Origin of the sequence: Rahnella perminowiae, assembly GCF_019049755.1 — a bacterium.
Classification (GTDB): domain Bacteria; phylum Pseudomonadota; class Gammaproteobacteria; order Enterobacterales; family Enterobacteriaceae; genus Rahnella; species Rahnella perminowiae.
Map to the genome: position 1 here is coordinate 18,413 of NZ_JAFMOS010000643.1, position 23,863 is coordinate 42,275.

Genomic DNA, 23,863 nt, shown 5'->3' on the forward strand with positions numbered 1-23,863 from the left:
TCAAGCCACAGCAATAAGCTGTGGCTTCTTTTAGCAAATGATCTGTAACCCTTTTTCTTCGATTAATAGCAGTAAAAGCAGGGCGGCACCCGTTGGTTTCGTTTCGTTGCGTTCCCATTTTTGAATACTGTTAGCCGACATATTGATGAGTCTGGCCAGCACACCCTGACTGATTTTTTCTTTCTCACGCAACGCACGAATACGTTCAGCTGAACTTTCGGCAAAGGCTCTCAGCCGCTCTTCCTGAACGGCCTCATCGACAATTTTGTTAATATCGCGCATCGTGGTTTGTGAAACCACGCCAGATGAGTCATGGAAGCGTTGAGCCATCCGCTGCATTTTTAGCAAACGTTCATCAGCCATTAGACATCGCCTCTTTAATTAATCCAGTCCGAAGTTCTGTTTCGAGTTGCAGCTCTGTGAAGTTGAGCAAATCTTTAGCAATGGCCCGGCCAAACCCTGATTTCGATCTCCCTGTCGGCGCAATTCTCTTCTTGTAAACGTTGCCGGACAAATCCGCATCAAAAAGTCCGTTTGCCAGTTTATGTGCCGACGTGAGGATAACCTGTTCCGACAATTTGCTGGCGGTCATGAAGTCGTGAAAATCCTCTGTAACGAAAATACGTAAACAGTTCATGCTATCGTCCCTGGTAAAAACAACTGTAGTATTTATTACCATAGATCGTCATGGGGCAAATATTGTTCAGCATCATGAAACATCGCAAAGCGATCATGAATTTTATTCAAGCCTCATGAGGATTCCTCTGTTGCTCCGGAGCAATCTGCATGACAATATCGGTTTAAAGACGTTTAGACATCCAGATGTCTAAATATAACGCCGCGTAATTATTCACTATGTAAATCATTCGCATTCCGCCGCCAGAAGCGGGATGGCTAAAAGGAGTCATGCATGCAACGTACAACCCCTCCGTTCCGCGCTGATGTCGTCGGCAGTTTCCTGCGCCCTGCGGCAATTAAACAAGCCCGTAAGCAATTTCAGTCCGGGGAGATTGATGCCGCGCAACTGCGGGCAGTAGAAGACGCTGAAATCCGCCGCGTGGTGGATTTACAGCGCGAAGCCGGTCTGCAAGTGGTCACTGACGGTGAGTTCCGCCGGGCGTGGTGGCACTTTGATTTCTTCGAAGGTCTTGAAGGTGTGGAAGGTTACGACGCAGTGCAGGGGATCCAGTTCAACGGCGTCCAGACCAAAGCACGCAGTATTAAAGTGGTCAGCAAACTCGGTTTCGGCTCGCATCCGATGCTGGAAGATTTCCGTTTCCTGAAAAGCATCAGCGGAACGGCGGTGCCGAAAATGACCATTCCAAGCCCGAGCGTGATGCATTTCCGCGGCGGACGTAACGCCATTAGCAAAGAGGTTTATCCGGATCTGAAAGAGTATTTTGACGATCTTGCGCAGGTTTATCGTGATGCGATTAAAGCGTTTTACGATGCCGGTTGCCGTTATCTGCAACTTGACGACACGGTGTGGGCGTACCTGTGCTCTGAGGATCAAAAGAAGCAAATCCGCGAGCGGGGCGATTCTCCGGAAGCGTTAGCGCGTACTTACGCTGATGTGCTGAATAAAGCGATTGCCGGTAAACCGGATGATCTGGTGATTGGTCTGCATGTCTGTCGCGGCAACTTCCGTTCCACCTGGATTTCAGAAGGTGGCTATGAGCCGGTGGCGGAGATCCTGTTTGGTGGCGTGAACATCGATGCCTTCTTCCTGGAATATGACAACGAGCGTTCCGGTGGCTTCGAGCCGCTGCGTTTCATCAAAAAAGGCCATCAGCAGGCGGTCCTGGGGCTGATTACCACCAAATCCGGTGAACTGGAACTGGCAAAAACAGTAGAATCACGACTGGCAGAAGCCGCTGAATATCTGGATATTAACCAGATTTGCCTCAGCCCGCAGTGTGGTTTTGCGTCTACGGAAGAGGGTAACAGCCTGACCGAAGCGCAGCAGTGGGAAAAACTGAAGCTGGTGGTCGATATCGCTGCCCGCGTCTGGTAACCCCTGACGCGTTGGAAATTCAGCTTCAGGAATATGCTGAGTATTGTGCGTGAAATAACCTGCAGATGGTGATTTCACGCATTTTTTGTCTTATCTGGGCGTATCTTGTGCTTCGTTAGTTTAAAAATCATACATATCATATGGTGTGTTTTTGACGGTATTTAGTGAATATCCCTGCTTTGATATATTAATCTGGTCAAACACTCTGCTTTTTCGATCACGTCTTGCCTTTATACGCTATAAAAGTTTACCTTAGCCTTCGCTGTCGCTCGATACTCCCTGCATAACAACGTAATCATCTGCATATCATCAGGCGTTTTGCTCACTTCGATCCTTATATTGATGCTCTCTGACTTTTTCAGGACATTCATCCTTTTGACGACGTGGCGCGACGGCAGCATCGGACACTTTATTCATTTGAACAGGCAACACGACACCCATCATGAGTACTCGTTTAACAAATAAAGATATTCTGGCGCTGGGTTTCATGACCTTCGCCTTATTCGTCGGGGCCGGAAATATCATTTTCCCGCCAATGGTTGGCCTGCAGGCAGGCCATGACGTCTGGTGGGCTGCTGCCGGGTTTATGATTACCGCCGTCGGGCTACCCGTGATGACGGTCATTGCACTTGCGCGCGTTGGTGGCGGTGTGGATGCCCTGAGTACGCCAATTGGTCGTGGTGCCGGTATTCTTCTGGCGACCGTGTGTTATCTGGCCGTTGGTCCGCTGTTTGCTACGCCACGCACGGCAACCGTATCTTTTGAAGTGGGGATCGCACCGATGACCGGTGACGGCCCGCTGCCTTTACTGATTTACAGCGTGATCTATTTCGCTCTGGTCATTGGCATCTCTCTGTATCCGGGCCGTTTGCTCGATACCGTCGGACATTTCCTCGCGCCACTGAAAATGGTCGCGCTGGCGGCACTGGGTATCGCTGCTGTACTTTGGCCAGCGGGTTCTCCGATGCCAGCGGTGGATGCTTACCAGACGGTGCCGTTCTCCAGCGGTTTCGTTAACGGTTATCTGACCATGGATACACTGGGGGCGCTGGTGTTTGGTATCGTTATCGTCAATGCCGCGCGTTCCCGTGGTGTTACGGATGCCAAACTGCTGACCCGTTATACGGTTCTGGCGGGTCTGATTGCCGGTCTGGGTCTGATGCTGGTTTATCTCAGCCTGTTCAAACTCGGCGAAAACAGTGCTTCACTGGTGCCTGACGCGACTAACGGCGCGATTATTCTGCATGCGTATGTGGCGCACACCTTTGGTGGCATTGGCAGTTTCTTCCTCGGTGCGCTGATTTTTATTGCCTGCATGGTGACGGCGGTTGGCCTGACGTGTGCCTGTGCGGAGTTCTTTGCCCAGTATTTACCGCTGTCTTATAAGACACTGGTCTTCATTCTGGGTCTGTTCTCCATGCTGGTGTCCAACCTGGGGCTGAGCCATCTGATTCAGATTTCAGTGCCGGTACTGACGGCGATTTATCCGCCATGTATCGCGCTGGTTGTGCTGAGTTTCACCCTGCGCTGGTGGAACAGCACCACGCGTATCGTGGCTCCGGTCATGGTGGTAAGTCTGGTGTTCGGCATTGTTGATGGGATCAAAGCCTCTGCTTTTGCTGACCTGATGCCCGCCTGGACCGCTAACCTGCCACTGGCTGCGCAAGGTCTTGCCTGGTTACCGCCTTCATTATTAATGCTGGTGCTGGTGGGAATATATGACAAAATCAGCGGCCCGCGCAGCGTAACCGCGCATCAGTGATCATCGGGTGAATGTTCGAAGAGCTAAAAGCATGAATGTCTGACGAATGTTTCGCCAATCAGGCCACGGAGAACCCTTCCGTGGCTTTTTCATTGGCGGGCTAAAAGTCATTTTTTTAGAATACGATTTTTGATATCAAAAAAAACAACACGGGTTAACGCACATGCAGCAAGAAGCTGAACAACCAATCGCGCAACAAGAAGCGCCGGGCACGAAGTTAAAACGTGGCCTGACAACGCGCCATATCCGCTTTATGGCACTGGGCTCAGCCATCGGAACCGGTTTGTTTTATGGCTCGGCAGACGCCATTAAAATGGCCGGGCCGAGTGTATTGCTGGCGTATCTGGTCGGCGGAATTATCGCGTTTATCATCATGCGTGCCCTCGGCGAAATGTCGGTTAACAACCCGCAGAGTGGTTCATTTTCGCGTTATGCGCAGGATTACCTCGGGCCGATGGCAGGTTACATCACCGGCTGGACATACTGTTTCGAAATCCTGATCGTCGCTATCGCTGATGTCACGGCGTTCGGTATTTATATGGGCGTCTGGTTCCCGGATGTGCCGCAATGGACCTGGGTTCTCAGCGTGGTGCTGATTATCGGCGCGATTAATCTGGTCAGCGTAAAAGTGTTTGGCGAGCTGGAGTTCTGGTTCTCGTTCTTCAAGGTTCTGACCATCATTATCATGATCGTGGCAGGCTTTGGCATTATCTTCTGGGGCATCGGTAATGGCGGGCAGGCGACCGGCATCCACAATCTGTGGAGTCACGGCGGCTTCTTCAGTCAGGGGATCATGGGGACAATTTTGTCATTGCAACTGGTAATGTTTGCTTATGGTGGCATTGAAATCATCGGGATCACGGCCGGTGAAGCAGAAAATCCAAAACAATCTATCCCTAAAGCCATCAACTCCGTGCCGCTGCGTATTCTGGTATTTTACGTGGGTACACTGTTTGTGATCATGTCTATTTTCCCCTGGAATCAGGTGGGGACACAGGGCAGCCCGTTCGTGCTGACTTTCCAGCACATGGGTATTACCGCGGCGGCGGCAATCCTGAACTTCGTGGTGATCACCGCCTCGCTGTCGGCGATTAACAGTGATGTATTCGGCGTGGGCCGTATGCTGCATGGTATGGCAGAGCAGGGGCAGGCACCGAAAATGTTCAGCAAGGTATCGCGTCTGGGCACGCCGTGGGTCACCGTGCTGGTGATGATGGCGGCACTGCTGGTAGCGGTTTATCTGAACTACATCATGCCGTCGGCTGTGTTTCTGGTGATTGCGTCTCTGGCGACTTTCGCGACGGTCTGGGTGTGGATTATGATCCTGTTCTCCCAGATTGGTTTTCGTCGCAAACTGAGCAAACAACAGGTGAAAGAACTTGAATTCCCGCTGCGAGGAGGTGTTTACACCTCCGTGTTCGGGATCATTTTCCTGGTGTTCATCATTGGCCTGATTGGTTACTTCCCGGATACCCGTATTTCGCTGTATGTCGGGATGGTGTGGGTAGTGGCATTACTGGTGGGTTATGCCTTCAAACGCCGTAACGATCGCAAGAAAGAAGCGCTGGCGCTGAGCAACAAAGCGTAAGCAAGCACTTACCTTCCGGTAAATTTTAAAGCCCTTGATATCAGATGATTTCGGGGGCTTTTTACTGTTTATAAATTGTTATTAACCAAATCATTCGGGCTGTATCAAGGCAGTCAACGCAGAGACAGCCCGAAGGATGAAGGTTAATAGCCGATGGCGGCACCTGCAGGTCGCCGCACATCATTTGCACCGTAGAGATAACCTTCGCGAACCTTGCCTGACACCGCCGAGTCATTACCTGAGTTCGCCGATGTCACGCCAGCAGCCCCCGGTAACCCCACCATAATCAGCTCTGTCGCGCCCCATGGCGTCTGCTCCACCATCTTGTAACCCATCTTCTGCAGGATGTTCAGGCTGTCCTGAGAAACGCCACGCTGCTCATAATAGACCTCATCCGGCAGCCACTGATGATGAATACGGGGGGCATCCACCGCTTCCTGTGGTGCCATGCCGTAGTCGATAACATTCAGCGCCGACTGCAAAGTAATGGTGATAATACGTGATCCGCCCGGCGACCCCAGAACCATGAAGATTTTACCGTCTTTGGTCACCAGACTCGGGCTCATAGACGATAGTGGGCGCTTACCGGGGGCGATGGCATTTTTGGTTCCCTGTACCAGTCCGTACAAATTCTTCTCGCCGACTTTGGTCGTGAAGTCATCCATCTCATCATTCAGGAAAAAGCCCGTACCCGGTGCAATCACCACTGAACCAAAGCGGCCATTGACCGTATAGGTGGTTGAAACGGCATTCCCCATTTTATCGACAATAGAGTAATGAGTCGTTTCCGGCTTCTCGTGGGGTTCCATGCCAGGCTGAACCGCCGTCGAAGGCGTGGCTTTATCCGCTTCTATTTTCTTACGGATTTCTTCGGCATAGCTTTTGCTGACCAGACGGTCGACGGGATTTTTCACAAACTCCGGATCGCCGAGATAGGTATTTCTGTCCATATACGCATGGCGCATGGCCTCGGTAAGGGTGTGTATAGAGGCTGCAGAGTTGAACCCCATACTTTTCAGATCATAGCCTTCAACAATGTTGAGGATTTCACACATCGTGACGCCGCCGGAACTCGGCGGCGGAGCCGATACGAATTTATATCCGCGGTAACTGCAGGTGATAGGGGCGTCTTCAGTGACCTTATAGTTCGCGAAATCGGCCGCTGTCAGGATGCCGCCACCTTTTTTCGCAGCGGCCTCAACCGCCGCCGGGATTTTGCCTTTATAGAATGCATCCGGACCGTGCCGGGAGATGGACTCCAGCGTGTTGGCTAAATCGGTTTGCACCAGTTTGTCGCCGGGTTGCAGCGGGCTGCCGTCTTTGCGCAGGAAAATACGAGCCGCTTCAGGATCTTCTTTGAAGCGTTTCACGGTGGTGTCGAGAATATCGGTATCGGCGCGGGTCAGCACAAAGCCCTGGCGGGCCAGTTTAATTGCCGGTGCCATAACTTGCTGGCGCGTCAGTTTGCCATATTCTTTCTGCACCGTATCCATGCCCAATACTGTGCCGGGTACGCCTGCAGCGAGATACCCGTACAGGCTGGCACCTTTCTTCACGTTGCCGTCAGCATCCAGATACATATTGGCGCTGGCAGCAGCAGGCGCAGTTTCACGGAAGTTGATAAAGGTATCTTTACCGTTGGCAAGATGCACCGTCATGAAGCCTCCGCCGCCAATATTGCCACAGCATGGGTTAACGACAGCCTGCGCGTAGCCGACAGCCACGGCAGCATCGATAGCGTTGCCACCCATTTTCAGAATATCGACGCCGACCTGAGAGGCCAGATATTGCGAAGTGACGACCATCCCGTTTTTGGCTTCCACCGCAGGATTAGATGCGGCGCAGAGCGGGAAGCTGGTCAGCAAGGCCAGCGCGATGAGTGATTTCCGTAACATATAGGCTCCTGTTTATTACCCTGTCTTTTGAGTCATAACCTTCAGGTTATTGTGTGATAACGCTTTTTTGTTATTTTAGTCCGACCATTATTATGCAAACGTCGCGCCATGATGACGTAGCCTGACCGTTTTCAGCGTAGACCTAAATAACAGAGAGTGAGGAAGCGGGGAGGGAAAAATGTGATCGTGCAGGATAAGAGGCAAAAAAAAACGGCCAGCGAGGCTGACCGTTATGCATCATAAAACCGTGAAGGAATTACAGATTTGATGCGTTTTCAGACAAATATTTGGCCACGCCATCCGGGGATGCGCCCATGCCTTTTTTGCCTTTTTCCCACTGAGCCGGGCACACTTCGCCGTGCTCTTCGTGGAATTGCAGCGCGTCAACCATACGCAGCATTTCGTCGATGTTACGACCCAGTGGCAGATCATTCACTACCTGGTGACGGACAACACCTTCTTTGTCGATCAGGAAAGAGCCACGCAGTGCAACGCCGGCGTCCGGATGTTCAATACCGTAGGCTTTCTGGATTTCGCGTTTGATGTCAGCAACCATCGCGTACTTAACAGGACCGATGCCGCCTTTCTCAACTGGGGTGTTACGCCATGCGTTGTGAACGAACTCGGAGTCGAAGGACACGCCTACCACTTCTACGCCACGATTCTGGAATTCTTCATAACGGTGATCGAAAGCGATCAGTTCTGAAGGACAGACGAAAGTGAAGTCCATTGGCCAGAAGAAGATAACAGTTGGTTTGCCTGCAGTGTGTTTTTTGAAGTTGAAGTTTTCAACTACTTCGCCGCTGCCCAGTACGGCTGCTGCGGTGAAGTCAGGGGCTGGGCGAGTTACCAGAACCATAATATTACTCCTTATGAAACCCAAGAGGGCGTCGTAGGTGAAAGGAAAGGATGAACAAAACGACTGTCAGTATAGGGGCAAGCTGCGGGTGAATAAACCCCATCGCACCAATCAATCAGATAGTATCCGGCTATCAGTCTTTGACGTAAGTCTCAGAGTTCTTTAACAACAACCTCTTGTGTTGCAGGGAATTGCGGGACGGTTCACAGAACTGATGAGATTGATCAGAGTTGTCGGTCTTTCGCCTGTTGCATCATGACCGGATAAAACTGCCAAAAAAGCTGCTCAAGGGCATCGTAATTCAATTCGATATCGTGGAAAGAGCCGGTCAGCGCACTAAGTTTCGGCCTCCGGTTGGCCATACCGCGTAATACGTCCCCAATAAAAGGCAGTGCGGCATAACGTTCCATCCAGCGTTCAGGCCATAAATACGCATTCAGATTCCGGAAACGTTCAGGCATTTCAGGCAGCAGCGGTTCAATTTCCTGCTGACAGGCGTCGAGAAAATCTTCGAGCGATTGCTGTGGATGAAGTGTCGCCCAGTGGCGGGAGAGAAAGTGATCCCAGACGACATCCAGCGTGATGGGCGCGACGCGGCGAAAATCTTCACGAAAATAGCGGCGGGCAATTTTCACTTCCGGCAGCGAATCGGTCATGGTATCTACGCGGCGATGCATGCGGATCCCGCTGACAATTTCAGCTGAATATTGTCCGTCAGGATTGCCGCGAACGAAATCAGCCAGCAGGTTGCCGGTCAGGGAACTTTCGGCCAGAGAGGCTAAGTGGAGATGCGCTAAAAAATTCATCGGGCGAGTATAACGCAGGAAAGTTGATCTCTGACAGGGCTGTGATGCCTTTATTAGCGCAGAAGCTTGCAGGGGATGTCCCGTCCCTCTAGACTAAGCCGCCTGTTTTTGTCGTTAAGTGAAGTGAAAAGCCATGCGTGTTGCCGATTTTTCTTTTGAACTCCCTGAATCCCTGATTGCCCGCTATCCGCAGACCCAGCGCAGCGGCTGTCGTTTGTTGTCTCTGGACGGGCCGAGCGGTGAGTTAACGCACGGCGTGTTCACCGATATTCTGGATAAAATTCATCCCGGTGATTTGCTGGTTTTTAACAATACCCGCGTGATCCCGGCCCGCGTATTCGGCCGTAAGGTCAGCGGCGGTAAAATTGAAGTACTGGTTGAGCGTGTGCTCGATTCTCACCGCGTTCTGGCGCACGTACGTGCGTCTAAATCGCCAAAGCCGGGCGCTGAACTGCTGCTTGGTGACAACGAAGATATTAAAGCGACTATGGTGGCGCGCCACGATACCTTGTTTGAGCTGGAATTTAATGAAGATCGTGATGTCTTTACTCTGCTCAACGAAATCGGCCATATGCCGCTGCCGCCATATATCGATCGCCCCGATGAAGATGCTGATCGGGAATTGTATCAGACAGTCTACAGCGAACGTCCCGGCGCAGTGGCAGCCCCTACCGCCGGTTTACACTTCGACCAGCCGCTGATGGATGCGCTGAAAGAAAAAGGTGTGGAATTTGCTTTTGTGACGCTGCACGTGGGCGCCGGAACTTTCCAGCCGGTTCGCGTGGACACCATCGAAGACCACATCATGCATGCTGAGTATGCCGAAGTGCCTCAGGAAGTTGTGGATGCGGTGCTGGCCTGTAAAGCGCGGGGTAATAAAGTCGTGGCGGTGGGCACAACCTCGGTACGTTCGCTGGAAAGCGCGGCGAAGGCCAGCGAAGATGCGCTGATTGCGCCCTTCTTCGGTGATACCAAGATTTTCATCTACCCGGGTTATCACTATCAGGTTATTGACTCCCTGATCACCAATTTCCACCTGCCTGAATCGACACTGATCATGCTGGTGTCGGCGTTTGCCGGCTATAAAAATACCCTGAATGCCTATCATCAGGCCGTCGCAGAGCAATACCGTTTCTTCAGTTATGGTGATGCGATGTTTATCAACCGTAACCCGCTGGCGCCACAGGAAGTGGTGGGGCAGCAGTAAACCGCGCCGGACGCACTCGGTGCATCCGGGCTTTCTTTTCCGGGCGTGATGCCACGGACTTAACCTCATCAGACTGTTTCTCTGATGCTGGAGGCAATGTGAAGTACGAATTAAGCACTACCGATGGCCGCGCACGCCGCGGACGTCTGGTCTTTGAACGTGGCGTAGTCGAAACCCCGGCATTTATGCCTGTGGGCACTTACGGCACAGTAAAAGGTATGACCCCGGAAGAAGTGAAAGAAACCGGCGCACAAATTCTGTTGGGTAACACTTTCCACCTGTGGCTGCGTCCGGGGCAGGAAATCATGAAGCTGCACGGCGACTTACATGATTTCATGAACTGGCATGGCCCGATCCTCACCGATTCCGGCGGCTTCCAGGTATTTAGCCTGGGTGCGATGCGCAAAATCAAAGAAGAGGGCGTGCATTTTCGCAACCCGATCAACGGGGATCCGGTGTTCCTGAGTCCGGAAAAATCCATGGAGATCCAAAACGATCTGGGCTCCGACATCGTCATGATCTTCGACGAATGTACGCCATATCCTGCCGACTGGGATTATGCAAAACGCTCGATGGAAATGTCTTTACGCTGGGCAAAACGCAGCCGCGATCGCTTCAACGAGTTGAATAATAAGAATGCTTTGTTTGGGATTATTCAGGGGAGCGTTTACGAAGATTTACGAGATGTATCATTAAAAGGGCTGGTAGATATCGGCTTTGATGGTTACGCTGTGGGCGGACTGGCAGTCGGCGAGCCGAAGGAAGACATGCACCGTATTCTGGAGCACGTTTGTCCGCAAATTCCGGCAGACAAACCTCGCTATCTTATGGGTGTCGGTAAACCGGAAGATCTGGTTGAAGGCGTGCGTCGTGGTATCGATATGTTTGACTGCGTGATGCCAACGCGTAATGCACGAAACGGCCATCTTTTTGTGACCGACGGTATCGTTAAAATCCGTAATGCGAAGCATAAAGATGACACGTCAACGCTTGACGAACACTGTGATTGCTACACATGTCGCAATTATAGCCGCGCTTACTTGCATCATCTCGACCGTTGCAACGAAATTCTGGGTGCGCGCCTGAATACGATCCATAACCTGCGCTATTACCAGCGTCTGATGGCCGGTTTACGCCAGGCTATTGAAGAGGGTAAATTGGAAGCGTTTGTGACAGACTTCTACGAGCGTAAAGGCAAACCGGTTCCGCCTTTAAACTTCTGATTTCTTTCTCGCGTCGGCATCTTCGAAAGGAGGTGCCGATTTTATAATTTCTTGGACCGGCATTATGGGGTATTGTGCGAGACGTTTTATCGCCAGTCTCCGGGTCGGATTCTCGGTTTGTTTTACATCAATTTGCTTCACAACAACAATGAGGGAATTTAAATGAGCCTTTTCATTTCTGATGCAGTCGCAGCGACCGGCGCACCGTCACAGGGAAGTCCTTACTCTCTGGTTATTATGCTGGTGGTTTTTGGTCTGATTTTCTATTTCATGATCCTGCGCCCGCAGCAGAAACGTTCTAAAGAACACAAAAAACTGATGGATTCTATCGGTAAAGGTGACGAAGTCATGACCACAGGTGGCCTGATCGGTCGCGTAACCAAAGTAGCCGAAACCGGTTATGTGGTTATCGCACTGAACGACACCAACGAAGTGATGATCAAACGTGACTTCGTGGCAGCAGTTCTGCCAAAAGGCACGATGAAGTCTATCTAATTTTCGATTTTCCCGAAGGGAACTGCCGTGTTAAACCGTTATCCTGCGTGGAAGTATCTGATGCTGATCGTTGTGGTCATCGTCGGGCTGCTTTATGCACTTCCCAACCTTTATGGTGAGGATCCGGCTGTTCAAATCACTGGTGTTCGGGGTTCCGACGCCAGTGCAGCAACACTGGATCAAGTCCGTAATGTATTAGACCAAAACAAAATCCAGAGCAAATCGATTGCCCTGGAAAATGGCGCTATTCTTGCCCGTTTTAAAGACACAGACGTACAGCTTCGTGCACGTGAAGCGCTGACTGAAGCGTTGGGCGACAAGTTTGTTATTGCACTGAACCTCGCGCCGGCAACGCCGCGCTGGTTGAGTATGCTGGGCGCTGAGCCGATGAAGCTGGGCCTCGACTTACGTGGTGGTGTGCACTTCCTGATGGAAGTGGATATGGATACCGCGTTGAGTAAGCTGCAAGAGCAGACCATGGACAGCATGCGCAGTGACCTGCGCGACAAGAATATTCCTTATGCCACGGTGCGTAAGCTCGACAACTATGGCGTTGAAGTGCGTTTCCGCGATGCTGCGACCCGTGATTCTGCAGCCAGCTATCTGAGCCCACGTCATCGCGATTTAGTGATCACTAACAGCGGTGACAATGCTTTGAGTGTGGTGATGACTGATGCCCGCCTGAGTGAAGCCCGTGAGTACGCCGTTCAGCAAAACATCAATATCCTGCGTAACCGCGTAAACCAACTGGGTGTTGCTGAGCCACTGGTACAGCGTCAGGGTTCCGACCGTATTGTGGTTGAACTGCCGGGGATTCAGGATACTGCACGTGCCAAAGAAATCTTAGGCGCGACCGCGACCCTGGAATTCCGTCTGGTTAACACCAACGTGGATGCTTCTGCTGCTTCAACCGGTCGTGTACCGGGCGACAGCGAAGTGAAAGACATGCGTGATGGTCGCCCGGTTGTATTGTACAAGCGGGTGATTCTGACCGGTGACCATATCACTGATTCCACATCCAGCATGGATGAATACAATCAGCCACAGGTCAACATCTCACTCGACAGCGCTGGCGGTAACGCCATGTCTAACTTCACCAAGGATAATATCGGCAAACCGATGGCAACCTTGTTCGTGGAGTACAAAGACAGCGGTAAGAAAGATGCCAACGGCCGTGCGATTCTGGCGAAACAGGAAGAAGTTATCAACGTGGCGACTATTCAGTCACGTCTGGGCAACAGCTTCCGTATCACTGGCGTCAACGATCCGAATGAAGCCCGTCAGTTGTCCCTTCTGCTGCGTGCCGGTGCGTTAATCGCGCCAATTCAGATTGTTGAAGAACGGACCATTGGCCCGACCTTAGGGATGCAAAACATCACTCAGGGTCTGGAAGCGTGCTTGTGGGGCCTGGTGGCATCCATTCTGTTTATGGTGGTCTTCTACCGTAAATTTGGTGTGATCGCGACGACCGCGCTGATTGCGAACCTGGTGCTGATTGTCGGGATCATGTCTCTGCTGCCTGGTGCGACGCTGACCATGCCGGGTATTGCCGGTATCGTACTGACGCTGGCGGTGGCCGTCGACGCCAACGTACTGATAAACGAACGTATCAAAGAAGAGTTGAAGAACGGGCGTTCCGTTCAGCAGGCGATTCATGAAGGCTATAAAGGCGCGTTCTCCAGTATCGTTGATGCCAACATTACGACCCTGATCACGGCAATTATTCTTTATGCAGTGGGTACCGGTTCGATTAAAGGCTTTGCTATCACCACCGCTATCGGTGTGGCAACCTCGATGTTTACGTCGATCGTGGGAACCCGTGCCATCGTGAACCTGGTTTACGGCGGCAAACGCATTAAAAAGCTGTCTATCTGAGGAGTGCGTTGTGGCACAGCAACAACCATATACTGTTGAACAACTGAACTACGGCCGTAAAGTTATCGACTTTATGCGCTGGGACAACGTGGCCTTCTGTATTTCAGGCCTGTTGTTTATCGCATCCGTTGCGATTATGGGCGTTCGCGGGTTCAACTGGGGTCTGGATTTCACTGGCGGTACCGTCATTGAAATCAGCCTTAGCCAGCCCGCTAACCTGGACGTAATGCGTGCCGATCTGGAAAAAGCAGGATTCAAGGATCCTGTCGTTCAGAACTTCGGTAGCAGTCGTGATGTGATGGTTCGCCTTCCACCTGTATCGGGTAATGCCGGTCAGGAACTGGGGAATAAAGTCCTGAGTCTGGTGAATGCGGATATCGACAAAGACGCGACCGTGAAACGTGTTGAGTTTGTCGGCCCGAGCGTGGGGAGTGATCTGGCGCAGGCTGGCGGCATGGCGCTGCTGATGGCGCTGATTTGCATCCTGATCTATGTCGGTTTCCGTTTTGAATGGCGACTGGCGCTGGGGGCGGTAATCGCACTGGCGCATGACGTGATCATCACCATGGGCGTATTGTCACTGTTCAGGATCGAAATTGACCTGACCATCGTCGCGTCCCTGATGTCCGTTATCGGCTACTCGCTGAATGACTCCATCGTGGTATCGGACCGTATTCGTGAAAACTTCCGCAAAATTCGTCGCGGTAATTCTTACGAAATCATGAACGTGTCCCTGACCCAGACGTTAAGTCGTACCATTATGACCTCAGCGACCACGCTGATGGTGGTTCTGATGCTCTATATCTTTGGGGGTGCGTTGCTGGAAGGCTTCTCACTGACCATGTTGATTGGCGTGTCGATCGGTACGGTTTCGTCAATCTACGTGGCGTCCGCGCTGGCCCTGAAACTGGGTATGAAGCGTGAGCACATGTTGCAGCAGAAAGTGGAAAAAGAAGGCGCAGATCAACCTTCGATTCTGCCGTAAGTTGCCGATGGTTCCGTTATCGGAATAGAAAACCTAAACCCCGCGACGCGGGGTTTTTTTTATCTGCTGTTTGCGGTTTTTATCGGGTTACGACAGGCAGGGACTGTGGCGTTGCCACAATATTATGCAGATGTACAAATCCCAGCGTTTCGACAGTCACCTGGTCAAACTTCACATCGACTGTTTTCACCGGACCCGGCAGAAGGTCTGGCTCGACGGTAATGGTCTGGGTCTGCATATCGACAGTCAGCGGCTTGCCTGTAACCGGATCGAGCTGTCCCCAGCTCAGAGATGCCGTAAACGCTGGCAATGGCTGACCGGCATTATTTTTGATTTCCAGTACGGCCTGTACGCCGCTGGCGTCCGGAGCGATACGGGTTAGCTGAAGACTTAATTCACCAATGTTACTTTTGAGCAATGCGGCACTTTTGGCTGCCGGTAATAAATAGACACCATTATCCGACTGGCGGTTGAGGGTGGTTTGCTGTTCCAGTGCGAGGGCCAGATCGGTCAGGTGTTGCAGCTTTTGATTAAGCTGCCCGACTTCCGTTTTCAGGGCCGGTATTTGTGAATTTTGCGTCGCGCAGCCCGTCAGGCTGAACAATGCGGCGCAGACCAACAAAAGGTGTGGATGTTTTGTCATATCAGAGACTTCCTTTCATCTGCCCGTTGAAACATTCCATCCGGGCACCCATATCGATAGCTAAGTTTAACCCGATGTCGATGAAAGTAGCGACAGCCTTTGTTGTCGGCACACTTCGGGTTAAACTACTGTTCAATTGAGTTCGCGATCAGGAAGTGCTATGCATTGCCCATTTTGTGCCGCTGTTGATACTAAAGTCATCGATTCCCGTCTGGTAGGCGATGGATCGCAGGTTCGCCGTCGCCGTCAGTGCCTGGTGTGCCATGAACGTTTCACCACGTTTGAAGTGGCGGAACTGGTGATGCCGCGCGTCATTAAAAGCAATGAAGTTCGTGAACCGTTCAATGAAGACAAACTTCGCGGTGGCTTTCTGAAAGCGCTGGAAAAACGCCCGGTAAGTTCCGATGACGTCGAAACTGCCATCAGCCACATTAAGTCGCAGCTGCGTGCGACCGGCGAACGTGAAATCCCGGCTAAAATGATCGGTAATTTGGTGATGGACGCCCTGAAAGGGCTGGATAAAGTCGCCTATATCCGCTTTGCGTCGGTGTATCGCAGCTTCGAAGATATCCGTGAATTTGGTGAAGAAATCGCCCGCCTTCAGGACTAAGGAAAGCTGATGTCGTCTGAACAATCTGCAAAGCCATTCTCCGCCGAAAACCATACCGATGAGCGCTATATGGCGCGGGCTTTCGAGCTGGCGCGCCGCGGGCGTTTTACCACCACACCTAACCCTAATGTCGGTTGTGTCATTGTATTGAATGGCGAAATTGTGGGTGAAGGCTATCATTTGCGTGCCGGTGAACCCCATGCAGAAGTTTACGCATTACGCATGGCCGGTGAGAAAGCCAGAGGGGCGACCGCTTATGTGACCCTCGAACCGTGCAGTCATCATGGGCGTACACCACCGTGTGCCGATGCATTGCTGGCGGCAGGCGTCGCCCGCGTGGTAGCGGCGATGCAGGATCCTAATCCGGAAGTGGCAGGGCGGGGTTTGTACCGGCTCAAACAAAACGGCGTGGATGTTAGCCATGGGCTGATGCACCCGCAGGCTGAAGCGGTGAATCTGGGTTTCCTCAAACGGATGCGCACCGGTTTTCCCTATGTTCAGCTTAAAATGGGTGCCTCTTTAGATGGCCGAACGGCGATGGCTTCTGGCGAAAGTCAGTGGATCACCTCGGCGGCGGCCCGTGCTGATGTTCAGCGCTTTCGCGCAGAAAGCTCGGCGATCCTGAGCACCAGTGCCACGGTTCTGGCTGACAATCCTTCGCTTAATGTACGCTGGAGCGAACTGGGCAGTGAAGTGCAGGCAATTTATCCCGAGGAAAATCTGCGTCAGCCATTACGGATTATTCTCGACAGTCAAAACCGCGTGACACCACAGCATCAGCTGATGAATTTACCGGGGGAAGTATTACTCGCACGGCTGGAAACTGACTCGCAAGCCTGGCCGGAGTCTGTTGAACAATGGCGCGTGGCCGGACGCGACAATCGTATTGATCTGGTTCTGCTGATGATGCAACTGGCGAAACGTCAGGTTAATTCCATCTGGGTGGAAGCCGGCGCACAACTGGCCGGTGCCTTATTACAAGCCGGTCTGGTTGATGAATTAATCGTTTATATGGCGCCTAAGTTATTGGGCAATAATGGTCGGGCACTGTGTGAACTGCCAGGATTGCAGCATCTGGCGGATGCGCCGGAATTTATTTTCAGCGATATCCGCCAGGTCGGCCCTGACTTACGTTTGCGTCTGAAACCGGTGTATTGAGAATTTTACTCCTCCCTGCGGAATGGCTTTAAAAGCGCATGTCCAGACAGGGTTATTTTATGATAGAATCCGCCCCCCTGCGGCTGGGGTTGAGAAACTCCTGAACCCACTTTAAGGAAAACTATGAACGTTATCGAAGGTGTTGTAGCCACGCCTAACGCGCGCGTAGCGATCGCGATTGCTCGTTTTAACAATTTTATCAACGACAGCCTGCTTTCAGGTGCTGTTGATGCATTAAAACGTATCGGTCAGGTCAGCGATGACAACATCACCGTAGTCTGGGTCCCGGGCGCGTACGAATTGCCTCTGGCAACCCGCGCACTGGCTGAAAGCGGCAAATACGATGCGGTTGTTGCACTTGGCACCGTGATCCGCGGGGGCACTGCCCACTTTGAATTTGTGGCGGGCGAATGTAGCTCTGGCCTGTCCAGCGTTGCCATGAACAGCGAAATCCCGGTTGCCTTTGGTGTGCTGACCACAGAAAGCATTGAACAAGCCATCGAACGCGCAGGGACAAAAGCCGGTAACAAGGGTGCAGAAGCTGCACTGACCGCGCTTGAAATGATTAATGTTATCAAGGCTATTAAAGCCTGAATCTAGTTAAGGGGAAATCCGTGAAACCTGCTGCTCGTCGCCGCGCCCGTGAATGTGCCGTTCAGGCGCTTTACTCCTGGCAGTTGTCGAAAAATGACATCGCCGATGTTGAATTAGAATTCCTGACCGAGCAGGATGTCAAAGACGTAGACATTGCCTATTTCCGCGAACTGCTGGCTGGTGTAGCAAACAGTGCTGAGAAACTCGATGCACTGATGGCGCCGTACCTGTCCCGCCAGCTGGATGAACTGGGCCAGGTGGAAAGAGCAATTTTGCGTCTGGCTCTGTTTGAGCTAAGCAAACGCCAGGACGTCCCTTACAAAGTGGCGATCAATGAAGCCATTGAACTGGCGAAAACTTTTGGTGCTGAAGATAGCCATAAGTTCGTCAATGGTGTGCTGGATAAAGCAGGCCCGCATATTCGTAAAAAATGATCATCAAAAAAGTTTCGGCTTCAGTCACAAATGGCGACAGTCATTTTGGCCTGATAACCGTCTCTGTTGATAATCTGGTGATGTCACCTGGTTTATCTTTTGTGTGACACCCTTCTTAAGGCCGGATTTCCGGCCTTAAGTCATTCTAACGATTTGGAAATGTACTATGTCATGCGGCGAATTTGATGTAATCACTCGCTACTTTAACCGGTTCAGAACCGCCCGACAGGATGTTCATTTAGGCATTGGTGATGATTGTGCCCTGCTGACGGTAGGCGAGAAGCAACTATTAGCAGTCAGCACCGACACGCTGGTCGAAGGCATCCATTTTCTCAAAACGATTTCACCGGCAGACCTGGGCTATAAAGCGCTGGCGGTTAACCTGAGCGATCTGGCTGCTATGGGTGCCGATCCTGCGTGGGTTTCTCTGGCGCTGACACTGCCGGAAGTGAACACTGACTGGTTGCAGGCATTCAGCGACAGTCTGTTTGAACAGCTTAATTATTACGGCATGCAGTTGATTGGCGGGGATACGACACGCGGACCGCTGAGCATGACGTTAACCATTCAGGGTCTGGTGCCTGCGGGGCGTGCGTTAACCCGCGCCGGTGCGGGCATAGGCGACTGGATCTTTGTTACCGGTACGCTGGGTGATAGCGCAGCTGGCCTGGCGATTTTGCTGGAACAGCTGAATGTTGATGATGCGACAACTCGCGAATTTCTGCTTAAACGCCATCTGCGTCCGTCGCCACGTGTTTTACAGGGGCAGGCGCTGCGCGATTTAGCCACCTCAGCCATCGACCTGTCCGACGGACTGGTTTCCGATCTTAAACATATACTGAATGCCAGCGAGTGTGGTGCACGCCTCGATCTTGATGCGATCCCTTTCTCGCCAGCCATGAATCAGGTGGCGGATCCGGAACAGGCACTGAAATGGGCACTGACCGGCGGTGAAGATTATGAACTTTGCTTCACTGTGCCGGAAATTAACCGGGGTGCGCTGGATGTTGCGCTGAGCCATCTGGGTGTCAACTTTACCTGTGTGGGTCAGATTGCGCCGCTTTCAGAAGGTATTAAGTTTATGCGTTCAGGCGTACCGGTCGAACTTGAATGGCAAGGTTTTGACCACTTTGCCGGAGAGGATTTGTTGTGAATATAGGCCGTAAAAAACGCCCGGCGGGGTACAAAGGAAAAACCGGAGATCCGGTTCAGGACATGGCTGCGGCCAAAAAGCGTCTGGATCTGCGTAATCCGTGGCATTTGCTGGCGACAGGTTTTGGCAGCGGTTTATTCCCTGTTGGCCCTGGCACGGCGGGCTCCGTCGCCGCGATCCCGTTCTGGATTGTCATGACCTACCTGCCATGGCAGGTGTATTCGATGATCGTTATGTTCAGCATTTGTATCGGGGTTTATCTTTGCCGCCAGACCGCGCGCGACATGCGGGTTCATGACCATGGCAGTATCGTATGGGATGAATTTGTCGGTATGTGGATCACACTGATGGCGATCCCGGTCAATGACTGGCGCTGGGTGTTGATCGGATTTATCGTTTTCCGTGTGCTGGATATCTGGAAGCCGTGGCCCATCCGCTGGTTTGACCGCAACGTACAGGGCGGAATGGGTATTATGATCGATGATGTGGTCGCCGGTGTGCTTGGCGCGGCTATCATCTATCTGGTCGGGCATCACTGGCCGCTGGGCCTGTTCTGATCTTCGTGACCATGCAGTGAAAAGGCGTTACAGGATTGGCCTGGTAACGCCTTTTTTGTCATCTCAGATTACTGGAAACCGGTCGCCTGATGCGGCACATACGCCATTTCCAGCTCGGCGATTTCCTCAATGGAAAGTTTCACCTCCAGTGCGGCGATGGCATCTTCCAGATGAGCGGGGCGCGAAGCACCGATTATAGGCGCGGTAACGATATGTTTACTTAAGATCCACGCCAGGGCGATCTGCGCTCGTGGTACGCCATGATCTTCCGCTATTTTCCCGACACGCTCAGCGATTTTACCGTCGGCCTCATCGGTCGCGTCATACAGCGTTTTGGCAAAATTATCGGAAACTGAACGGGCGGTGGTTTCTCCCCACGGACGCGTGAGTTTACCGCGTGCCAGCGGACTCCAGGGCAACACTGCAATATTTCTTTCCAGGCACAGCGGGTACATTTCGTTTTCTTCTTCACGCTGGATAAGATTGTACTGATCCTGCATTGAGACAAAACCCGCCCAGCCATTTTGCTCAGAGACATCTAATGCGTGTTTGAACTGATGTGCATGCATGGAAGACGCGCCAATAAAACGCGCTTTGCCGGCTTTTACTACGTCATTCAACGCCTCCAGCGTTTCCTCTATCGGCGTTTCGTAATCCCAGCGGTGGATTTGCAACAGGTCGACATAATCCATGTCCAGACGGCGCAGGCTGTCATCGATGGATTGCATAATCGAGGCCCGTGAAAGCCCGGGTTTTAAGCCGGTGACCGCGTGATACACTTTAGTCGCCACGACAATTTCATCGCGCCTGGCAAAATCCTTCAGGGCACGGCCGACGATTTCCTCGCTGCTGCCGTCAGAATAACTGTTAGCGGTGTCAAAAAAATTAATCCCCGCATCCAGCGCTTGCCGGATGATAGGACGGCTGCTCTCTTCCGGCAGTGTCCACGCGTGGGTGCCGCGATCCGGTTCGCCAAAAGTCATACAGCCGAGACACAGGCGGGAAACTTTCATACCGGTTTTTCCGAGCGTAATGTATTGCATGATGTCTCCTGGTAAGCATGAAGTGATAACAGAAAATCGTGAAAATGATTAGCACGCTATAACTGTAGCTTAAAGCAGGGCAGGCTCGTGTGACTGAAAAGGGAATCGGAGGGGAAAACCCCTCTTTCAGGAAGAAAGAGGGGGAATAATCAGGCCAGCCAGTCAGTTATCTGACGGTCAATGCCTTCGGCATCCAGCCCTAAATCATGACGGATTTCGTCCTGTGTACCTTGCGCAACAAAGCTGTCCGCCAGACCGATATTCAGTACAGGCACCAGGATTCGCCTGGACATCAACAGTTCATTTACGCCGCTGCCCGCGCCGCCCATGATGGCGTTTTCTTCCAGCGTGACCAGCACTTCATGGCTGGCGGCCAGTTCCTGAATCAGCGCTTCATCCAGCGGTTTTACAAAGCGCATGTCAACGACGGTGGCGTTGCGTTTTTCTGCTGCGGCCAGCGCTTCCGGCAGCAATGTACCGAAGTTCAGGATCGCTATCTTTTCGCCTTCACGACGCACGACGCCTTTCCCGATGGGCAGAGAAGCCAGCGGTTCACAGGAAGCACCGGTACCATTACCACGCGGATAGCGTACGGCAACCGGCCCGTTGTTATGGTGATAACCGGTATGCAACATTTGGCGACATTCGTTTTCATCGCTCGGCGTCATAATGGTCATGTTCGGGATGCAGCGCAGGAAGGAGAGATCGAACGCGCCCTGATGCGTCTGACCATCAGCGCCGACGATGCCACCGCGGTCGATAGCAAACAGTACCGGCAGATTCTGGATCGCTACATCATGGATAACCTGATCATAAGCGCGTTGCAGAAACGTTGAATAGATCGCCACAACCGGCTTGTATCCGCCAATCGCCAGGCCTGCCGCAAAGGTGACGGCGTGCTGTTCGGCGATGGCCACATCGAAATATTGTTGCGGATATTCGCGTGAAAAACGCACCATACCGGAGCCTTCGCGCATCGCCGGCGTAACGGCCATCAGCTGGCTATCTTTGGCGGCGGTTTCGCACAACCAGTCACCGAAAATTTTCGAATAGGTCGGCAGACCTTCTTTGCTTTTCGGCAACGTGCCGGAAGCCGGATCGAATTTAGGCACCGCATGGAAACTGATGGGATCTTTTTCGGCTGGCGCATAGCCTTTGCCTTTTTTAGTCATAATGTGCAGTAACTGCGGGCCTTTCAGGTCCCGCATGTTTTTCAGCGTCTGCGTCAGCGCCAGCACGTCATGACCATCTACCGGCCCGATATAGTTAAAGCCCAACTCTTCAAACAACGTGCCTGGCACCATCATGCCTTTCAGATGTTCCTCGGTTCGGCGCACCAGTTCTTTAATCGGTGGCAGGCCAGACAGGACCTTCTTGCCGCCTTCACGCAGACGCGAATACAGTTTGCCGGAGAGCAGTTGTGCCAGGTGGTTATTCAGCGCCCCGACGTTTTCGGAAATCGACATCTCGTTGTCGTTGAGGATCACCAGCATGTCGGGTTTAATGTCGCCCGCATGGTTCATCGCTTCAAACGCCATACCTGCTGTGATCGCACCATCGCCAATCACACACACGGTGCGACGGCCTTTACCTTCACGTTCAGCCGCGACAGCCATGCCGAGACCTGCACTGATTGAGGTCGATGAGTGACCGACGGATAGGGTGTCGTATTCGCTTTCACCACGCCACGGGAACGGGTGCAGACCGCCTTTCTGACGGATGGTGGAAATACGGTCACGGCGACCGGTCAGAATTTTGTGCGGATAGGCCTGATGGCCGACATCCCAGACAACGTGATCGAACGGTGTGTTATAGACATAATGCATCGCCACGGTCAGTTCAACCGTCCCCAGACCGGACGCAAAGTGTCCGCTGGACTGACTGACGCTGGCCAATAAATATTGGCGCAACTCATCGCAGAGCTTAGGTAAGCTCTCTTTAGGAAGTGAGCGGAGATCTTCAGGATTCTCCGCCAGCATCAGTGTCGGGTATTTCGCTAATTCAAGACTCATCAGTTGCTCATAGTAAGTTTAATTATCGCGTTCAATGATAAAGCGGGCTAACGCGAGAAGTGGCGCCGTGTTGTAGGAAAGTGCGGCCAACTGATCCAATGCGGAAACGGCTTCCTGATACAGGTCTGCGGCCTTGGTTTTCGCGCCATCCAGCCCCAGCAGGGCAGGATAGGTACTTTTCCCGAGTTGCTGGTCAGCACCCTGACGTTTACCGAGCGTAGCGGTATCGCCAACCACGTCCAGAATATCATCCTGAACCTGAAATGCTAAACCAATGGCCTGCGCGTAGTTATCCAGTATCGGTAAAACGGCACGTCCGGTTTCACCGGCTGCCAGCGCGCCCATGCGCACGGCGGCGCGGATCAGCGCACCGGTTTTATGACGATGAATTTTTTCCAGCGCCTCCAGGCCAACCTGCTGGCCTTCCGCAGCTAAATCCAGAGCCTGACCACCACACATACCGCTGACTCCGCTGGCGCGGGCCAGTTCGGAAATCATCGCCAGACGATCTTTTATGGCAACATCCGGCATTTCGCTGTCAGCCAGAATAGAAAACGCCAGCGTTTGCAGGGCATCGCCCGCCAGAATCGCATTAGCTTCGCCAAATTTAATGTGGCAGGTTGGCTGACCACGGCGCAAATCGTCGTCGTCCATGGCCGGTAAATCATCATGTATCAGTGAATAGGCATGAATACATTCCACGGCAGCCGCAGGCGCATCGAGATTTTTCAGATCGAGGCTGAACAACTGGCCGCTGGCGTAAACAAGATATGGACGCAGACGTTTACCCCCCAGCAGCGCGCCGTAACGCATGGCTTCAACCAGCGGTAAATCTGCCAGCGGCTGTGCGCTGACATAGGCTGTTAGTGCCTCATCGACACGCTTTTGCATTGCGCGCAGTTCACGGGTAAATCCGCCAGCGCTGGAGAGAGAGATCGCTTCAGACATGA

General features: G+C 52.4%; 23 protein-coding genes. 14 read left to right on the plus strand and 9 right to left on the minus strand.

Annotated elements, in window-relative coordinates; translation table 11 throughout:
* Positions 1–30 precede the first annotated feature (30 nt).
* A complete protein-coding gene (locus J1785_RS25595; protein ID WP_217221003.1) occupies positions 31–363 on the minus strand; it encodes a helix-turn-helix domain-containing protein in 333 nt (110 codons plus the stop codon).
* Positions 356–637, minus strand: coding sequence for a type II toxin-antitoxin system RelE/ParE family toxin (locus J1785_RS25600; RefSeq protein WP_217221004.1), 282 nt, complete (start codon positions 635–637; stop codon positions 356–358). Before J1785_RS25600 ends, J1785_RS25595 begins: the two co-directional genes overlap by 8 nt.
* A gap of 273 nt (positions 638–910) precedes the next feature.
* On the opposite strand from J1785_RS25600, the gene J1785_RS25605 reads away from it, so the two are divergent.
* The 3 genes from J1785_RS25605 to proY all read left to right on the plus strand — a co-directional run bounded on the left by J1785_RS25605 (position 911) and on the right by proY (position 5,364).
* Positions 911–2,014, plus strand: a complete 1,104-nt coding sequence (locus tag J1785_RS25605) for a cobalamin-independent methionine synthase II family protein (RefSeq protein WP_129952864.1) — start codon at positions 911–913, stop codon at positions 2,012–2,014.
* Positions 2,015–2,456: 442 nt separating this feature from the next.
* On the plus strand, positions 2,457–3,776 hold the full coding sequence (gene brnQ / locus J1785_RS25610; RefSeq protein WP_129992097.1) for a branched-chain amino acid transport system II carrier protein: 1,320 nt from the start codon (positions 2,457–2,459) through the stop codon (positions 3,774–3,776).
* 163 nt (positions 3,777–3,939) lie between these two features.
* A complete protein-coding gene (gene proY / locus J1785_RS25615; RefSeq protein WP_217221005.1) occupies positions 3,940–5,364 on the plus strand; it encodes a proline-specific permease ProY in 1,425 nt (474 codons plus the stop codon).
* A gap of 143 nt (positions 5,365–5,507) precedes the next feature.
* Here proY and ggt read toward each other — a convergent pair whose 3' ends face one another.
* From ggt to J1785_RS25630, 3 genes are all read right to left on the minus strand, one after another.
* A complete protein-coding gene (gene ggt / locus J1785_RS25620) occupies positions 5,508–7,259 on the minus strand; it encodes a gamma-glutamyltransferase (RefSeq protein ID WP_129952861.1) in 1,752 nt (583 codons plus the stop codon).
* Positions 7,260–7,515: 256 nt separating this feature from the next.
* A complete protein-coding gene (locus J1785_RS25625) occupies positions 7,516–8,118 on the minus strand; it encodes a peroxiredoxin C (protein ID WP_013576674.1) in 603 nt (200 codons plus the stop codon).
* Between the two features lie 224 nt (positions 8,119–8,342).
* Complete coding sequence (locus J1785_RS25630) at positions 8,343–8,924, minus strand: ACP phosphodiesterase (protein ID WP_217221006.1); 582 nt, start codon at positions 8,922–8,924, stop codon at positions 8,343–8,345.
* 133 nt (positions 8,925–9,057) lie between these two features.
* Here J1785_RS25630 and queA point away from each other — a divergent pair, with 133 nt between their 5' ends.
* From queA to secF, 5 genes are all read left to right on the plus strand, one after another.
* Complete coding sequence (gene queA / locus J1785_RS25635) at positions 9,058–10,131, plus strand: tRNA preQ1(34) S-adenosylmethionine ribosyltransferase-isomerase QueA (protein WP_129992095.1); 1,074 nt, start codon at positions 9,058–9,060, stop codon at positions 10,129–10,131.
* A gap of 98 nt (positions 10,132–10,229) precedes the next feature.
* Positions 10,230–11,354, plus strand: coding sequence for a tRNA guanosine(34) transglycosylase Tgt (gene tgt / locus J1785_RS25640; RefSeq protein ID WP_129952858.1), 1,125 nt, complete (start codon positions 10,230–10,232; stop codon positions 11,352–11,354).
* 162 nt (positions 11,355–11,516) lie between these two features.
* The gene (yajC, locus tag J1785_RS25645) at positions 11,517–11,849 is read left to right on the plus strand and encodes a preprotein translocase subunit YajC (RefSeq protein ID WP_013576670.1); all 333 of its coding nucleotides are present in this window, start codon (positions 11,517–11,519) and stop codon (positions 11,847–11,849) included.
* Between the two features lie 27 nt (positions 11,850–11,876).
* Entirely contained in the window at positions 11,877–13,724 is a 1,848-nt protein-coding gene (secD, locus tag J1785_RS25650; RefSeq protein ID WP_129952857.1) for a protein translocase subunit SecD, read from the plus strand.
* A 73-nt stretch (positions 13,725–13,797) separates the two neighbouring features.
* On the plus strand, positions 13,798–14,709 hold the full coding sequence (secF, locus tag J1785_RS25655) for a protein translocase subunit SecF (protein ID WP_217139566.1): 912 nt from the start codon (positions 13,798–13,800) through the stop codon (positions 14,707–14,709).
* A gap of 79 nt (positions 14,710–14,788) precedes the next feature.
* On the opposite strand, the gene J1785_RS25660 is transcribed toward secF, so the two are convergent.
* Positions 14,789–15,352 carry a DUF3251 domain-containing protein gene (locus J1785_RS25660; protein ID WP_129952855.1) on the minus strand — a complete coding sequence of 188 codons (564 nt, stop codon included), beginning with the start codon at positions 15,350–15,352 and terminating at the stop codon, positions 14,789–14,791.
* Positions 15,353–15,512: 160 nt separating this feature from the next.
* On the opposite strand from J1785_RS25660, the gene nrdR reads away from it, so the two are divergent.
* From nrdR to pgpA, 6 genes are all read left to right on the plus strand, one after another.
* Positions 15,513–15,962 (plus strand): transcriptional regulator NrdR, encoded by a 450-nt coding sequence (gene nrdR / locus J1785_RS25665; protein WP_015698341.1) that lies wholly within the window; start codon positions 15,513–15,515, stop codon positions 15,960–15,962.
* Between the two features lie 9 nt (positions 15,963–15,971).
* Complete coding sequence (gene ribD, locus J1785_RS25670) at positions 15,972–17,120, plus strand: bifunctional diaminohydroxyphosphoribosylaminopyrimidine deaminase/5-amino-6-(5-phosphoribosylamino)uracil reductase RibD (RefSeq protein ID WP_217221007.1); 1,149 nt, start codon at positions 15,972–15,974, stop codon at positions 17,118–17,120.
* 123 nt (positions 17,121–17,243) lie between these two features.
* Positions 17,244–17,714, plus strand: coding sequence for a 6,7-dimethyl-8-ribityllumazine synthase (gene ribH, locus J1785_RS25675; RefSeq protein ID WP_013576664.1), 471 nt, complete (start codon positions 17,244–17,246; stop codon positions 17,712–17,714).
* Between the two features lie 20 nt (positions 17,715–17,734).
* Positions 17,735–18,148 carry a transcription antitermination factor NusB gene (gene nusB / locus J1785_RS25680; RefSeq protein ID WP_013576663.1) on the plus strand — a complete coding sequence of 138 codons (414 nt, stop codon included), beginning with the start codon at positions 17,735–17,737 and terminating at the stop codon, positions 18,146–18,148.
* A 166-nt stretch (positions 18,149–18,314) separates the two neighbouring features.
* On the plus strand, positions 18,315–19,301 hold the full coding sequence (gene thiL, locus J1785_RS25685; RefSeq protein WP_217221008.1) for a thiamine-phosphate kinase: 987 nt from the start codon (positions 18,315–18,317) through the stop codon (positions 19,299–19,301).
* Between the two features lie 62 nt (positions 19,302–19,363).
* On the plus strand, positions 19,364–19,858 hold the full coding sequence (gene pgpA / locus J1785_RS25690; protein WP_129953312.1) for a phosphatidylglycerophosphatase A: 495 nt from the start codon (positions 19,364–19,366) through the stop codon (positions 19,856–19,858).
* A 68-nt stretch (positions 19,859–19,926) separates the two neighbouring features.
* On the opposite strand, the gene J1785_RS25695 is transcribed toward pgpA, so the two are convergent.
* The 3 genes from J1785_RS25695 to ispA form a co-directional block, all read right to left on the minus strand.
* On the minus strand, positions 19,927–20,901 hold the full coding sequence (locus tag J1785_RS25695) for an aldo/keto reductase (RefSeq protein ID WP_129992092.1): 975 nt from the start codon (positions 20,899–20,901) through the stop codon (positions 19,927–19,929).
* A gap of 149 nt (positions 20,902–21,050) precedes the next feature.
* Positions 21,051–22,913, minus strand: coding sequence for a 1-deoxy-D-xylulose-5-phosphate synthase (dxs, locus tag J1785_RS25700; protein WP_129992091.1), 1,863 nt, complete (start codon positions 22,911–22,913; stop codon positions 21,051–21,053).
* An 18-nt stretch (positions 22,914–22,931) separates the two neighbouring features.
* Positions 22,932–23,861, minus strand: coding sequence for a (2E,6E)-farnesyl diphosphate synthase (gene ispA / locus J1785_RS25705; RefSeq protein ID WP_129992090.1), 930 nt, complete (start codon positions 23,859–23,861; stop codon positions 22,932–22,934).
* Between the last annotated feature and the right edge of the window lie 2 nt (positions 23,862–23,863).

Coding starts and splice junctions, on each gene's coding strand:
- J1785_RS25595 (WP_217221003.1), bottom strand. CDS start 363: ATGGCTGATGAACGTTTGCTAAAAATGCAGCGGATGGCTCAACGCTTC.
- J1785_RS25600 (WP_217221004.1), bottom strand. CDS start 637: ATGAACTGTTTACGTATTTTCGTTACAGAGGATTTTCACGACTTCATG.
- J1785_RS25605 (WP_129952864.1), top strand. CDS start 911: ATGCAACGTACAACCCCTCCGTTCCGCGCTGATGTCGTCGGCAGTTTC.
- brnQ (WP_129992097.1), top strand. CDS start 2,457: ATGAGTACTCGTTTAACAAATAAAGATATTCTGGCGCTGGGTTTCATG.
- proY (WP_217221005.1), top strand. CDS start 3,940: ATGCAGCAAGAAGCTGAACAACCAATCGCGCAACAAGAAGCGCCGGGC.
- ggt (WP_129952861.1), bottom strand. CDS start 7,259: ATGTTACGGAAATCACTCATCGCGCTGGCCTTGCTGACCAGCTTCCCG.
- J1785_RS25625 (WP_013576674.1), bottom strand. CDS start 8,118: ATGGTTCTGGTAACTCGCCCAGCCCCTGACTTCACCGCAGCAGCCGTA.
- J1785_RS25630 (WP_217221006.1), bottom strand. CDS start 8,924: ATGAATTTTTTAGCGCATCTCCACTTAGCCTCTCTGGCCGAAAGTTCC.
- queA (WP_129992095.1), top strand. CDS start 9,058: ATGCGTGTTGCCGATTTTTCTTTTGAACTCCCTGAATCCCTGATTGCC.
- yajC (WP_013576670.1), top strand. CDS start 11,517: ATGAGCCTTTTCATTTCTGATGCAGTCGCAGCGACCGGCGCACCGTCA.
- secF (WP_217139566.1), top strand. CDS start 13,798: ATGCGCTGGGACAACGTGGCCTTCTGTATTTCAGGCCTGTTGTTTATC.
- J1785_RS25660 (WP_129952855.1), bottom strand. CDS start 15,352: ATGACAAAACATCCACACCTTTTGTTGGTCTGCGCCGCATTGTTCAGC.
- nrdR (WP_015698341.1), top strand. CDS start 15,513: ATGCATTGCCCATTTTGTGCCGCTGTTGATACTAAAGTCATCGATTCC.
- ribD (WP_217221007.1), top strand. CDS start 15,972: ATGTCGTCTGAACAATCTGCAAAGCCATTCTCCGCCGAAAACCATACC.
- ribH (WP_013576664.1), top strand. CDS start 17,244: ATGAACGTTATCGAAGGTGTTGTAGCCACGCCTAACGCGCGCGTAGCG.
- thiL (WP_217221008.1), top strand. CDS start 18,315: ATGTCATGCGGCGAATTTGATGTAATCACTCGCTACTTTAACCGGTTC.
- pgpA (WP_129953312.1), top strand. CDS start 19,364: ATGGCTGCGGCCAAAAAGCGTCTGGATCTGCGTAATCCGTGGCATTTG.
- J1785_RS25695 (WP_129992092.1), bottom strand. CDS start 20,901: ATGCAATACATTACGCTCGGAAAAACCGGTATGAAAGTTTCCCGCCTG.
- dxs (WP_129992091.1), bottom strand. CDS start 22,913: ATGAGTCTTGAATTAGCGAAATACCCGACACTGATGCTGGCGGAGAAT.
- ispA (WP_129992090.1), bottom strand. CDS start 23,861: ATGTCTGAAGCGATCTCTCTCTCCAGCGCTGGCGGATTTACCCGTGAA.